The organism is Pseudomonas sp. CCI4.2 (assembly GCF_034350045.1).
Classification (GTDB): Bacteria; Pseudomonadota; Gammaproteobacteria; order Pseudomonadales; family Pseudomonadaceae; genus Aquipseudomonas.
On the sequence record NZ_CP133781.1, the window covers coordinates 2,247,026 to 2,259,869 of the forward strand.

The 12,844-nt window shown below is 55.2% G+C and carries 11 protein-coding genes and 1 tRNA gene; 6 read left to right on the forward strand and 6 right to left on the reverse strand.

All coding sequences use genetic code 11. The features are described 5' to 3' along the window. Nucleotides 1-16: 16 nt before the first annotated feature. The 5 genes from yacG to pilB are packed head-to-tail and all read right to left on the reverse strand — an operon-like array spanning nt 17 to nt 4,631. Nucleotides 17-220 (reverse strand): DNA gyrase inhibitor YacG, encoded by a 204-nt coding sequence (gene yacG, locus RHM65_RS10180; RefSeq protein WP_322166097.1) that lies wholly within the window; start codon nt 218-220, stop codon nt 17-19. Further along, nucleotides 217-840 (reverse strand): dephospho-CoA kinase, encoded by a 624-nt coding sequence (gene coaE / locus RHM65_RS10185; protein WP_322184869.1) that lies wholly within the window; start codon nt 838-840, stop codon nt 217-219. Before coaE ends, yacG begins: the two co-directional genes overlap by 4 nt. Beyond that, entirely contained in the window at nt 837-1,709 is an 873-nt protein-coding gene (locus tag RHM65_RS10190; RefSeq protein ID WP_322184871.1) for an A24 family peptidase, read from the reverse strand. The genes coaE and RHM65_RS10190 overlap by 4 nt, the downstream gene beginning before the upstream one ends. Nucleotide 1,710: 1 nt before the next feature. Further along, the gene (locus tag RHM65_RS10195; protein WP_322184873.1) at nt 1,711-2,928 is read right to left on the reverse strand and encodes a type II secretion system F family protein; all 1,218 of its coding nucleotides are present in this window, start codon (nt 2,926-2,928) and stop codon (nt 1,711-1,713) included. 2 nt (nt 2,929-2,930) lie between these two features. Continuing rightward, entirely contained in the window at nt 2,931-4,631 is a 1,701-nt protein-coding gene (pilB, locus tag RHM65_RS10200) for a type IV-A pilus assembly ATPase PilB (RefSeq protein ID WP_322184875.1), read from the reverse strand. A gap of 220 nt (nt 4,632-4,851) precedes the next feature. Here pilB and RHM65_RS10205 point away from each other — a divergent pair, with 220 nt between their 5' ends. Together RHM65_RS10205 and RHM65_RS10210 are read left to right on the forward strand one after the other, a co-directional pair. Further along, nucleotides 4,852-5,289: a pilin gene (locus tag RHM65_RS10205; protein WP_322184877.1), complete on the forward strand. Its 438-nt coding sequence runs from the start codon at nt 4,852-4,854 to the stop codon at nt 5,287-5,289. Between the two features lie 83 nt (nt 5,290-5,372). Beyond that, nucleotides 5,373-5,449, forward strand: a tRNA-Thr gene (locus RHM65_RS10210). Nucleotides 5,450-5,506: 57 nt separating this feature from the next. On the opposite strand, the gene nadC is transcribed toward RHM65_RS10210, so the two are convergent. Next, nucleotides 5,507-6,355 carry a carboxylating nicotinate-nucleotide diphosphorylase gene (gene nadC, locus RHM65_RS10215; RefSeq protein ID WP_322166091.1) on the reverse strand — a complete coding sequence of 283 codons (849 nt, stop codon included), beginning with the start codon at nt 6,353-6,355 and terminating at the stop codon, nt 5,507-5,509. Nucleotides 6,356-6,685: 330 nt separating this feature from the next. Between nadC and RHM65_RS10220 the strand changes: the two genes are divergently transcribed. The 4 genes from RHM65_RS10220 to RHM65_RS25320 all read left to right on the forward strand — a co-directional run bounded on the left by RHM65_RS10220 (nt 6,686) and on the right by RHM65_RS25320 (nt 12,842). Then, the gene (locus tag RHM65_RS10220; RefSeq protein WP_322184879.1) at nt 6,686-8,929 is read left to right on the forward strand and encodes a DUF1631 domain-containing protein; all 2,244 of its coding nucleotides are present in this window, start codon (nt 6,686-6,688) and stop codon (nt 8,927-8,929) included. A gap of 130 nt (nt 8,930-9,059) precedes the next feature. Continuing rightward, nucleotides 9,060-9,608 carry a 1,6-anhydro-N-acetylmuramyl-L-alanine amidase AmpD gene (gene ampD / locus RHM65_RS10225; protein WP_322184881.1) on the forward strand — a complete coding sequence of 183 codons (549 nt, stop codon included), beginning with the start codon at nt 9,060-9,062 and terminating at the stop codon, nt 9,606-9,608. Nucleotides 9,609-9,623: 15 nt separating this feature from the next. Continuing rightward, nucleotides 9,624-10,460, forward strand: coding sequence for a regulatory signaling modulator protein AmpE (gene ampE / locus RHM65_RS10230; RefSeq protein ID WP_322184883.1), 837 nt, complete (start codon nt 9,624-9,626; stop codon nt 10,458-10,460). Nucleotides 10,461-12,137: 1,677 nt separating this feature from the next. Further along, complete coding sequence (locus RHM65_RS25320) at nt 12,138-12,842, forward strand: methyl-accepting chemotaxis protein (protein WP_416195105.1); 705 nt, start codon at nt 12,138-12,140, stop codon at nt 12,840-12,842. Nucleotides 12,843-12,844 lie beyond the last annotated feature (2 nt).

Genomic DNA, 12,844 nt, shown 5'->3' on the forward strand with positions numbered 1-12,844 from the left:
CAGCGGTCGTGCCCCATCAATGTTCGCGGGACGGGAAGTCGCCGGAGAACGATTCGTCTTCTGCGTCCGGACTCACTGGAATCGCGTGTTCTTCTGAGGCCCATGCGCCTAAATCAATCAACTTGCAGCGATCAGAGCAAAACGGCCGGAAGGTGCTAGTAGCGCTCCATTCCACAGGAGCGCCACAGGTAGGGCATTCGACGGTCAAGGGCTGGCTCATGGTTGGCCTCCATGTAAAGTTAAATAGAAATGATGCAGGCGCTCGACTTCGCTTTTCAACCACGCGGGATCGCGGTCGTTGACCAGCACATCATCAGCGTGACTCAGGCGTAGTTCGCGGTTGGCCTGAACGTTGAGAATGGCTTTGACCTGCTCCTCGCTGGTACTGTCGCGAAGCATGGTGCGCTGAATTTGCAACCGCTCTGGAGCATCGATCACTAACACGCGCTGGGTCAGCTTGTATTGACCTGATTCCACCAGTAGCGGCGAAACCAGAATCGCATACGGCGATTCTGCCCGAGCCAAGTAGCTCATGATCTCTTGGCCGATCAGCGGATGCAGCAAGGTCTCAAGCCAGCGACGCTGTTCGGGATTTTGAAAGATCAGGCCGCGCAACGCCGCGCGGTCCAGCTGGCCATCGGGCTGCAGCACGCCAGCGCCGAAGTGCTCGGCAATCTGCGCCAGTGCGGGACGACCAGGTTCAACGACCCAGCGTGCGGCGTGGTCGGCGTCGACCAAGTGCACGCCTAGGTCAATAAAGTGCTGCGCCGCTGCACTTTTACCGCTGCCGATGCCGCCAGTGAGGCCGAGAATCCAGGGTTTGAAAGGGTTTTTGGTCATCTGAAACCGGCAAACTGCATGTAAGAGGCGGTTATTTGACCACCCCAGAGCAGCGCGATCCAGCCTGCAATCGCCAAATAAGGACCGAAGGGGATCGGCGTGCTGGTGCTCGCGTTGCGCAACCGCAACATAATCAGGCCCAACACCGCACCCACCAGTGACGCCAGCAAAATCGTCAGCGGAAGTATCTGCCAGCCACCCCACGCACCGAGCATCGCCAGCAACTTAAAGTCGCCATAACCCATGCCTTCCTTGCCGGTCACCAACTTAAACGTCCAAAACACCAACCACAGGCTCATGTAACCGGCCACCGCGCCCCACAAGGCATCGTGCAAGTTAGTGAACAGCCCAAAGGTGTTAACGATCAAGCCCAGCCATAACAGTGGCAGCACCAACGCGTCGGGCAACAGTTGATGGTCCGCATCAATCAAACTCATCGCCAGCAGGCCCCACACCAGCACTAACATCGCCGCCGCCTGCCAGCCGAACCCGAAATGCCAGGCAATAAACGCCGAGAGCAGCCCACAGGCGAGTTCAACGATAGGGTAACGCTTACTGATCGGCGCTTTACAGCCGGAGCACTTGCCGCCGAGGAACAGATAACTGATCACCGGCAAGTTCTCCCACGCCCGAATTTTGTGCGCGCAGTGCGGGCAGCGGGAGTGGGGGAGCATCAGGTTAAAGGTGTCAGGTTCCGGCTCAGCCGGGAGCGAAAGCATTTCGCGGGATTGAGACTTCCAATCGCGGTCGAGCATGATGGGCAGGCGGTAGATGACGACGTTTAGAAAGCTGCCGACCAGCAGGCCCAGCACGAAGGTACAAATGACAAAGGCCAGGGGAGAGCTGGCCAGCAAATTAATGAGTGGCATGTTAAACGACGTTTCCGAGCTGGAAGATGGGAAGGTACATGGCAATGACGAGCCCGCCTACTACTACGCCGAGGACTGCCATGATGAAGGGCTCCATCAGCGCGGTCATGTTATCGACCATGCCGTCAACTTCGTCTTCGTAAAAGGTTGCGACTTTATCGAGCATCGAATCCAGTGCGCCTGACTCTTCACCAATGGCTGTCATTTGAATCGCTAATGTGGGAAACACTCCGGTGGTGCGCATTGAAAAGTTCAGTTGCATGCCCGTTGAGACGTCGAGTTTGATGCGGTTCACGGCATTTCTGAACACCACATTGCCCGTGGCGCTGGCAACAGATTCCAGTGCTTCGACCAGCGGTACGCCAGCAGCAAATGTGGTGGACAAGGTGCGGGCGTAGCGGGCGACGGATGATTTGTATATCAATGGGCCGACAATGGGGACTTTGAGTAGGCCTCGGTCTATCGCGTCCCGGAATTTTTGAGAAGTTTTATAGGCTCGCTTAAAACAATATATTGAAACAACAAGTCCCGCTAAAACGATATACCACCAGCCTCGCAACAGTTCTGAAAGTCCAATGACCATCAGCGTAAACGCGGGGAGTTGGGCTCCAAAGTTTGAAAAAACTGTCTGGAATTGAGGCACAACTTTTATTAGTAGAATCGCCGAAACAATCAAGGCTACGATCACTACCGCGATTGGGTAGGTCATGGCCTTCTTTATTTTGGCCTTTAGCATTTCTGTTTTTTCTTTGTAGGTCGCCACCCGCTCCAGCAAGGCTTCCAATGCACCCGCTTGCTCGCCCGCATCCACCAAGCTGCAATAAAGATCATCGAAGTATTCTGGTTGTTTCCGTAAGGACGAAGCGAAGCTGTTACCTGCCGCCACGTCTTGTTTGATTTCGTTGACTAAGGTTCTCATTCTCGAGTTATCGGAGCTTTCGCCGATGATGTCGAAAGATTGCAGCAGTGGAACCCCCGCTTTCATCATGGTCGCCATTTGCCGTGTAAAAAACGCAATATCGAGCGGTTTTATCTTTTTGCCTTCACCGAAAATCGAGACGGTTTTCTTGTGCACTTTGACAGGGGTGATGCCTTGCTTGCGCAGCTGGGCTTTGATCAGGGCGGGACTGTGCCCATTTAATTCGCCGGTCAGTTTTGCACCCTTTTTATCTTTGCCTTCCCAAGCGTAAACACTCACTTTGACTGCCTTGGTCGCCATGCTTAATCCTTGGTCACACGGTTGATTTCTTCAAGGCTAGTGACGCCCTGCATCGCCTTCACCAGCCCGGAGGTGCGCAGGTCGTTAAAGCCGTCTTTACGCATTTGAACAGCGATATCCATCGAGTTACCTTCCTCCATGATCAGCCGTTGCAACTCGGGGGTACTCTTCACCACCTCATAAATCCCGACACGACCTTTGTAGCCGCTATTGCAATGATCGCAACCGACCGGCGAGTAAATCTTGAACGTACCAATTTTGTCTTCGGGAAAACCTTCTCGGATCAGCGTTTCACGGGGAATATCCGCTTCTTTCTTGCACAAGGGACACAATTTTCGTGCCAACCGTTGAGCGATGATCAGGTTGATAGCCGTAGCGATATTGAATGCGGCTACGCCCATGTGCTGGAGGCGAGTCAAGGTTTCCGCCGCACTGTTGGTGTGCAGCGTGGACAGCACCATGTGGCCTGTTTGCGAGGCCTTGATGGCAATTTCCGCCGTTTCCAAGTCGCGAATTTCCCCGACCATGATTACATCCGGGTCTTGACGCAGGAACGCGCGCAGTGCCTGTGAAAAGTCCATGCCTTGTCGTGGGTTGACGTTAACCTGATTGATACCTTCCAGGTTGATCTCCACCGGGTCTTCAGCGGTGGAAATGTTGATGTCCACGGTGTTGAGAATATTCAGGCCGGTGTAAAGCGAAACGGTTTTGCCTGATCCCGTAGGCCCGGTAACCAGAATCATGCCCTGCGGCTGCTTAAGCGCATTCAAATAGAGTTCTTTTTGATCGGGCTCATAGCCGAGCGCATCAATGCCCATCTGCGCGCTGGACGGGTCGAGAATCCGCATCACGATCTTCTCACCCCACAACGTGGGCAAGGTGTTGACTCGAAAGTCGATGGCTTTGGTTTTGGAAATCCGCAGTTTGATCCGGCCGTCTTGTGGACGGCGGCGCTCTGAGATATCCAGGCTGGCCATGACCTTTAAGCGCGCAGCGATCCTGCTGGCCAACTGAACGGGCGGCTTTGCTACCTCGTGAAGAATACCGTCGGTTCGTAGGCGCACTCGATAGGTTTTTTCATAAGGTTCAAAGTGGAGGTCGGAAGAGCCTGCTTTAATGGCATCCAATAGCATCTTATTAACGAAACGGACCACGGGCGCATCGTCTGCGTCTTGGCCTGCGATGGTGTCCTGTTTCTTATCATCTAAGGTGTCAGAGTCGAGATTCTCTAAATCAACATCTGCCATTTCGCCCAAGCCGGCGTTGGCGCCTTCAAAATACTTTTCGATAGCGTCAGTTAACTTGTCATCTTCTACCAGGATCGCTTCAGTGTTAAGCCCAGTGCTGAACTGAACATCGGTAACTGCTTGGTGGTTGGTAGGGTCTGAAATCCCGACAAATAACTTATTGCCTCGTCGCCACAACGGCAGGACATGGTGCTGGCGAATCAATTTTTCGCTCACCAACCCTTTAGGCTGTCCCTCTTTATCCAGGGTGCTTAAATCTAAAAAAGGTACACCAAATTGTTCTGAAGCGATCTCCGCCAAAACAATGCTTTTAAGCAGTTTATTCTGCACCAGGTAGCTAACCAGCGATATTTTGCTGCGCTGAGCTTTTTGGTAAGCGTCTTGAGCGACTTTTTCATTGAGTAGCTGCGCTACTACCAATTGTTTCGCCAAACCTGTAAGAGCGACATCAGTCATAAGACCACCGGACACAGACAATGCGACGGTTATAGCCTAGTCGGGCTGTGCTGCCAAACCCTCGAAGACAAACTGACCAAATTTGTCAGTTTGTGCGTTTATAGGCGGGGTTTATCCTGCGAAAGTGTGCTGCTTACCTTTAAATGGCAGAGTTGAGCGGCTTGGCACGGGCCGTGCTTTGGTTATTTCAAACGGTACCTATTGGCGTACGGAGAACATTATGAAATTGCAAAAAGGCTTCACACTTATCGAACTGATGATCGTGGTTGCGATTATCGGTATTTTGGCTGCGGTGGCCATTCCTCAGTACAGTGATTACACCTCGCGCGCTAAAGCATCTTCGTCCGTGAATGATATCTCTGCGTACAAATTGGCTGTTGGATTGTGCGCCCAAGAAGCGGGGGCTTTGACTGCCTGTGCTGCTGGCACCGGTGGCGTTCCCGCTGCAGTGGATACACCTAACGTCACAACATTGGCCGTTTCTGCCGCAGGCGCAATTACTGGCACCAGTGCTGCAACTGATACTAGCGGAACGAAATTGACGATTATTTATACCCCTACACTCACTGCGAGCGCCGCAAACATGACTTGGCTCATGACGGGTACTATTTGTAGCGCCACTCGTGGTTTGAAGCCTGGTCAGGGCGGTTGCCCATAAGCTGCGAATTCTCAAATATTCTAAAAGCCCTCAACTACGGGCTTTTTTTCCCCGTTCGTCTTTTCTAGCTAAGTTTCAGATAGGCCGAAATAGCTCAGTCCGGTAGAGCAGCGCACTCGTAACGCGAAGGTCGTAGGTTCGATTCCTATTTTCGGCACCAAAAAAAGCCTCGATTCTCACGATTCGGGGCTTTTTCAGATCTGGCAAACCTAACCCCTCACAAACTCAACCGCATCGACAAATCCACCGCCTTTATATCTTTCGTCAGTGCACCAATCGAAATGTAATCCACCCCGGTCTCAGCAATCGGCACCAGCGTCGTATCATTAATCCCGCCACTGGCTTCCAGTTTCGCTCGTCCGGCGGTAATGCGTACGGCTTCGCGCATGTCGTCCAGGCTCAGTTCGTCGAGCATGATGATGTCGGCACCCGCCAGCAGCGCTTGATTCAGTTCATCAAGGCTTTCAACTTCGATTTCTACCGGTTTGCCGGGGGCGATTTTGCGGGCGGTGGCGATTGCCTGGGCGATGCCGCCGCAGGCAGCGATGTGGTTTTCTTTGATCAGGAACGCGTCGAACAGGCCGATGCGGTGGTTATGGCAACCGCCGCAGGTGACGGCGTATTTCTGCGCCAGGCGCAGACCGGGCAGGGTTTTGCGGGTGTCGAGAATTTTGACGTGGGTGTTGGCCACTTTGTCGGCGTAGTACTGCGCGCGAGTGGCTACGCCGGAAAGCATTTGCAGAAAGTTCAACGCGCTGCGTTCGCCTGTCAGCAATGAGCGTGCGGGCCCTTCGAGGTGGAACAGTGGTTGATTGGGTTTGACCCGCTCCCCATCGGCGACTTGCCAATGCACCGCGACACGGGGGTCCAGTTGCCGAAAAACCGTGTCCACCCAGGCTGTGCCGCTGATTACGGCAGCGTCACGGGTAATGATCGTGGCCTTGGCCAGGCGTTCTGCCGGAATCAGCTGGGCGGTAATGTCGCCACTGCCTACATCCTCTAGCAGCGCGCGGCGCACGTTGGCTTCAATTTCAGCCGTCAGGGGGGCGAGGCGTAGGTTTGGCATTGCGAACTCCACTTCTAGGTGGGCCGAGTATAAGGCACCCCATCGCAGCAACCCACCCCGCGAAGCGCCGCAGGCATGAGCCTGCGCCTGCAGTTCGTCGGTTTTGCCGTAGTCCACGCGATGGAAGTTGAGACCTGCGGTCTATTCAGCGCTAACGGACGTAAATAGCTGTAATCACCACTGGCTTAACTGACATCTTTTGCAAGATACTGTGTCGGTCAATTGACGTCATGACTTTGGCGCAAACTTTTTCGTAGAAACTGACTTTACATATCGACCTATTGCGTCTTGTCTGTAGTGGGGTCGCGGATGTTCTCATTGGAGACGTTGATGCAAAACGACGGGAAAGTGGTTCCGCTGAACAAGGGTGCCCCAGAGCAAGTGCCGGCCTCGTCGCTGGTTCGGATTCCCGTTGTATTGCTGCAAGTTCGCGACAAAGCCGCACAGCAGGTGAAGGACGCGTTGCAGACGCTGTTCGACAACGCTGATGACACGCTGTTTGAAATGGCCGATCGTGCCCACAACAATGCTGAGCAAAACAGTTTTTTTGAGGCGATGCGCGACCTTCGCCTCAAACGTAAAAGCATTGAGCGGGGTTTCATCGATAAGTTTTATGAAGCCTTTTTGCGTCTGGGTCAGTACGAGGTCAGCGAGCCTGAAGTCGCCTCGCCGATGACGTTCGATAAACTGGCGCTGGTACACAACGACGATCTGGAGAAAATCGTTGCTGTCGACGCGATGGTGTCCAAGGTCCTGAGCCGCGACGGGTTTGCTCTCTCGCAGTTGACCACCCGCTTGAATACCTTGATTCCCCAACACCTGACCGACCTGTCCAACCCAATGGGGCCGACGGCGCTGTGCGATTTCTTTTTGCAGTCTTGTCGCACTTTGGGCGTTGAAATAAAGGTCAGATTGATCATTTTCAAATTGTTTGAAAAATATGTGCTGACCGATGCCGACCAACTCTACGACGAAGCCAACCAGTTATTGATTACCAGCGGCGTTCTCCCGGACCTCAAGGGCGCGCCTGCCCGGCGGGTTTCTGATCGAGCAAAGGCCAGTTCGCGAGCTTCGCAAGGGGCCGATGCGGTCGATGCAGCCGCCGCAGCCATTGCCAGTCGGCAACTCGACCAAGATGTCCACGAAGTGTTTGCTGCGCTTCAAGAGTTGCTTTTATACGTGCGCAGTGTCGCGCCATTGCCTGACCCCACCACTGAAGCCAAACCGATTTCCAGCCAGGACCTGCTACGCCTTCTGTCGCACCTGCAGCAGTACGTGCCGGCGCCCGAGGCGCACGACGAATTCAATCTGCGCAACCAGCTCGAAGAGTTGCTGGCCCGCGTCAGCATGAAAAGTGGCAAGTATCGTGTGGTGGGTGTCGTTGACGAAGATGTCATCAACCTGATCGCCATGCTGTTTGAGTTCATCCTCGACGACCGCAATTTGCCGGACTCGCTCAAAGCGTTGATTGGGCGTCTGCAAATTCCGATGTTGAAAGTCGCAGTGATCGACAAAAGTTTTTTCAGTCGTGGCAGCCATCCCGCGCGACGTCTGCTTAATGAAATCGCCTACGCTGCATTGGGCTGGGGCGGTCGCGACGACTATCAACGCGACACGCTCTATGTGCGAATCGAACAGATTGTGCAGCGGTTACTTAATGATTTCGTCGACGACCCGGCGATCTTTTCCGAATTGTTGGTGGATTTCCTCGCGTTTACGGGCGACGAGCGTCGTCGCAGTGAGCTACTTGAGCAACGCACCCGCGATGCGGAAGAAGGCCGTGCCCGGGCTGAGTTGGCACGGGAGCTGGTACAGCATGAGTTGAATCATCGCCTGCTGGGCAAAACCTTGCCTGAAGTGGTGGTGCGTCTCCTTCAGGAAGCTTGGAGCAAGGTGCTGCTGCTGACCTGCTTGAAACACGGGGATCAGTCGGCAGAATGGCATGCGGGTTTGGGCGCCATGGACGATTTGATCTGGAGCGTCGAGCCCCATGAAGAGCCCGAAGCTCGGCAGCGATTGCTGGATCTGGTGCCCGGCTTGCTCAAATCCTTGCGCGATGGCCTGACCAGCGCGGCGTTTGATCCATTCGCCACTGGCGACTTTTTTAATCAGCTGGAAAGCCTGCATGTCCAGGCGTTCCAATACTTGGCCCCTCAACAGGATGATCTTGGCGAGAACCCAATCAAATCGGCGTCAATTGCGGAAATGATCGCGGTTGTCGAGGAGATTGTGCTGATCGCGCCGGGTGAACAACCGCACAGCGATCAAAGCGTGCGCCTGGAAGACGATGACGATGCGGTCCTTGAAGTCCACAAGCTGCGCATCGGTAGCTGGGTCGAAATACAGGAAGACGAGGAGCACAAACTGCGCTGTAAGCTGGCGGCCATCATTGAGCCGGCCGGTCGTTACGTGTTTGTTAACCGCACGGGCATGAAGGTGCTGGAAAAAACCCGCATGGGCCTGGCGGTGGAGTTTCGTCGAGGCGCTGTTCGCCTGCTCGACGACGCCCTGCTATTCGACCGCGCACTGGAGGCCGTGATCGGCAACCTGCGCAGGCTTAAGGGCGGGGCTTGATTGCCGCGCTCGGCCAAGCGCTCATCCCGACAAAACGCCCTGTTTTGTCGGCAACACAAAATATTGCTGCCCCGTGATTCCCCGTCGCGGGCATACTTGCGTTATTGATCCGCCGTTCAAGGAACCCTTCATGCAGCTGGACCCCGTCAGCGGTTGGTGCCATGGCGCGCACCACTGTCCGTCGCCCAACTTCAATGAGCGGCCCGAGGCCGAGATTTCGCTGTTGGTGATCCATAACATCAGTTTGCCCCCCGCTCAGTTCAAGACCGGCTACGTGCAAGCGTTCTTTCAGAACCAGCTGGATGTCACACAACACCCTTATTTTGAAAGCATCGTTGATGTGCGGGTATCGGCGCATTTTTTGATCGAGCGCGACGGCGTGCTGACGCAGTTTGTGTCCTGCCTGGACCGCGCTTGGCACGCGGGAATCTCCCGTTTTGAAGGGCGTGAAACCTGTAACGACTACTCCATTGGAATCGAGCTGGAAGGCACCGATGAATTGCCTTTCACCGACGCTCAATACGACGCCCTGATTGAATTGACTCGCCAGTTGCAGTCGACATTTTCAGCCATTACCACGCAGCGAATTTGCGGCCACAGCGATATTGCTCCGGGACGCAAGACAGACCCGGGCCCATGTTTTGAGTGGGCGCGTTTTCGAGCGGCATTGCAGGATTGAAGTGAGGGACAAGGAATGAGTTTTTTGGTATTGCTGTTCGCCGTCTGGATAGAGAAGTTCTCCGCCTTGCGCCAACGCGTACAGCGTGATGGCCCATGGTTGCGGGAGCTGGCAAAGCTTGAAAACACCCCGCGCCTGAGCACCCGGCCGTGGTTGATTTTGGCATTGCTGATTCTGCTGCCGGTGGTGCTATTGGCCTTGCTACTGGTGGTGGTGCAGTCGGTGGCGTATGGCTGGCTGGGTTTGCCGGTGCACTTGGTGGTATTGATCTACAGTTTGGGTCGCGGCGACCTGTTGGCCACGTTGGGGCCTTTTCGCGATGCCTGGCGCAGAGGCGACGCGCAAGCTGCCAGTCTCGTTGCTGAGCGTGATATGGGCGTCATCGCCGAAGATGGCGAACAACTGCTCGAAGGCGTTCAGCGCTACTTGTTGTGGCAAGCCTATCAGAGCTTTTTTGCGGTAATTTTTTGGTACTTCTTGTTGGGACCGGTGGCGGCCTTGGGTTATCGACTGCTGGCGCTGGCCGTTACCCATGGCAAAAATCCTGCACTGGTCGAGCGCGCAGCTCAGTTGCATCACGCGTTTGATTGGGTGCCGGTGCGGCTGCTCGCCGCCAGTTTTGCCCTGGTCGGAAATTTCGTCGCGGTCAGCCGGTTGATGCTGCATGAGTTGCTGAACTGGAACATCAGCGCGGCGCAGTTAGTGACAAAAACTGGCCAAGTGGCCAGCGAAATCCCGACCCCTGTGGTTGGCGCAGACGGCGTTGCCAACTTGGATGCGCTGTGGGAACTGTTGCTGCGCTCAGCGGTGGTTTGGTACGCCGGGTTTGCGTTGTGGACGTTGCTGGTTTAAGCGGTCCTTTGGCCCGACCGCGTTAGTCCATTCGCGAATGAATTCGCTCCTACAGAAATCTGTGGGACCGAATTCATTCGGGAAGCGTTTTACCTGATGCACGCGTCGTACCTCTCGCCTCTGGTAGCGAACGTGTTCGCGAGGCGGTGTATCAGGCATACCGCTTAAAGGCCTTCGCCAACAAGTTGGCTCTACAGAGGGGGGCGCGTCGGCCGGTTTAGCGCCTTCGTTTACCTTTACTTACAAAACGTCCGGTGGATATCAGGTATACAGACCTAGTCGCGAATGGTGGCTTTGCGCTATTTCGACGAATCGCTGCACCCCTAAAAATAAGAAAAAGGGAGCGTTCTTGTGAAGAGCCTTTTGTATCCAGCCATCGCGCTGATGAACCGGCTGAGCTTCGCGATGAAGTTCACCCTCATTAGTATTCTGTTTTTCCTGCCCATGTTGGTGACCAACTTTTATTTGGTCAGGGATTCCTATCGCGAGTTTGTCGGTACCCGAACCGAGCTGCAAAGCCTCGAACTGGTAGGCGCCAGTCTAAACCTGCGGCGAGATTTGGAGACCCTAGACGGGCTGGTGGGCATGAACGTCGTGCTTGGCCAGGCCAGTCAATTCGAAGCCCTGAGTTCGCGAATTTCCGCTCTGGAAACCACCGTGTTAAGCACCTTGCAGAACCTGAACGCGCCGGCGGAAGATCCAAGCCAGGTTGCTGCCTTCAACGCCAAGCGTGACGAACTTATTTCCGCTTTCAAGGCGCAGCAGGCCGAGTCGTCGCTGCAAAGCAAAAGCGGGATGATGTCGCGATTGTTAAGCAAGGCGCAGACCTTCAGCAAAGTCGTCGTCAGCCAAGCGGGTCTTAGCCAGGACCGCAGCAGCGATGTGCGGCAACTTATCGATTTGATTACCAGCGTCACCCCGTTGATCACCCAGGCCATCGGCGACGGTCGGACCATGGGTTCGTATTCGTTGGGGCAGGGCATGATCAACTCATCGGCCAGCACCCGTTTTGATGAGCTGTTGCAACAACTTGAACGCATCCAGGGTGATTACGCCTTGAAGCTGCAGGACGCCTTCGGTAACAGCGCTGCTGCGCGCAACGCATTACAAGGTCCGGCGCAGGCCAGCCTGGCGACACTCAAACAAAGCAGTGAGATATTCGAGCAGCAGGTGGTGTCGGCCGACAGCTTGAATGCGCCGTGGGAGGCGTTCTATCAACAGGTCACTGGGCTGATCGCCAAGACTTATCAACTGGACGACGCGACCGTGGCCTTCCTTAATCAGGACCTGCAAGGTCGGCTGGTGCAAAACCGTCAGCACACGATTCTATTGGTGGTTGCGCTGGCCGGGGCCTTCTTGCTGATCGTTTATCTCTACAGCGGTTTCTACGCTTCGACGCGCACCACGTTGAGGCGGTTGGGTGACGTCATGGACAAGGTGGCTGCGGGTGACATGACCGCCAGTTTTACCGCTCACAGCCGTGATGAGTTGGGCGAACTCGGCCGGGTGTTCAACGGCACGGTGAAGAAAATTCATGACCTGATCGAATTGGTGGGCAAGACCGTCAGTGAGGTCGAGCGGCAAGCCGGACAGGTTGAATCGGTGTCGGCGGTGAGCAATCAGGCGGTGGCGGGGCAGCGCAACCAAATCGAATTGGTGGCCACAGCGATGAACCAAATGTCCGCCACGGCGCAGGAGGTAGCGCGCAGTGCGGCTGCGGCAGTGAGCAGCGCGCACAGCGTCAACCAAGAAACAGTCAGTGGTCGTGGGCTGGTCGAATCCCAGCAGATCAGCATCTCTCGGCTCGCCAGCGAGATCGATCAATCGGTGTTGGTGATCAATCAATTGGCAACCGACAGCTCGTCCATCAGCCGTGTTTTGGATGTCATCAAAAGTATCGCCGAGCAAACCAATTTACTGGCGCTCAACGCTGCTATCGAAGCGGCGCGGGCCGGGGAGCAGGGCCGGGGCTTTGCGGTAGTGGCAGATGAAGTGCGTACCCTGGCCAAGCGCACTCAGCAATCCACCGAGGAAATCGAACAGATGATCGCCAAGTTACAAGGCGGTGTCGGGGCGGCGGTCAAGGCGATGGGCGTCAGCCATGAAATGGCCAATGGCACCGTGGGGCAGTCAGAAAAGGTCCAGCAAGCGCTGGAAAATATCCTTGGCGCCGTCAGCATGATCGTCGACCAGAATCAGCAGATCGCGGCCGCCGTGGAGCAGCAAACGGCGGTGGCCCATGACATCGACAGAAACATTGTCGAAATCAACCGTGCGGGTGAGCGCACGGCAGAAGGTGCGAATCAAACGGAACACGCCAGCCGTCAATTATCGGCGCAGGTCGTGGAGTTGAAGCAGTTGATTAGCGCGTTTCGCGTATAGCG

What these genes read in the sequence shown, in the direction of transcription:
- yacG (WP_322166097.1), bottom strand. Translation starts at nt 220, where the DNA reads ATGAGCCAGCCCTTGACCGTCGAATGCCCTACCTGTGGCGCTCCTGTG.
- coaE (WP_322184869.1), bottom strand. Translation starts at nt 840, where the DNA reads ATGACCAAAAACCCTTTCAAACCCTGGATTCTCGGCCTCACTGGCGGC.
- RHM65_RS10190 (WP_322184871.1), bottom strand. Translation starts at nt 1,709, where the DNA reads ATGCCACTCATTAATTTGCTGGCCAGCTCTCCCCTGGCCTTTGTCATT.
- RHM65_RS10195 (WP_322184873.1), bottom strand. Translation starts at nt 2,928, where the DNA reads ATGGCGACCAAGGCAGTCAAAGTGAGTGTTTACGCTTGGGAAGGCAAA.
- pilB (WP_322184875.1), bottom strand. Translation starts at nt 4,631, where the DNA reads ATGACTGATGTCGCTCTTACAGGTTTGGCGAAACAATTGGTAGTAGCG.
- RHM65_RS10205 (WP_322184877.1), top strand. Translation starts at nt 4,852, where the DNA reads ATGAAATTGCAAAAAGGCTTCACACTTATCGAACTGATGATCGTGGTT.
- nadC (WP_322166091.1), bottom strand. Translation starts at nt 6,355, where the DNA reads ATGCCAAACCTACGCCTCGCCCCCCTGACGGCTGAAATTGAAGCCAAC.
- RHM65_RS10220 (WP_322184879.1), top strand. Translation starts at nt 6,686, where the DNA reads ATGCAAAACGACGGGAAAGTGGTTCCGCTGAACAAGGGTGCCCCAGAG.
- ampD (WP_322184881.1), top strand. Translation starts at nt 9,060, where the DNA reads ATGCAGCTGGACCCCGTCAGCGGTTGGTGCCATGGCGCGCACCACTGT.
- ampE (WP_322184883.1), top strand. Translation starts at nt 9,624, where the DNA reads ATGAGTTTTTTGGTATTGCTGTTCGCCGTCTGGATAGAGAAGTTCTCC.
- RHM65_RS25320 (WP_416195105.1), top strand. Translation starts at nt 12,138, where the DNA reads ATGTCCGCCACGGCGCAGGAGGTAGCGCGCAGTGCGGCTGCGGCAGTG.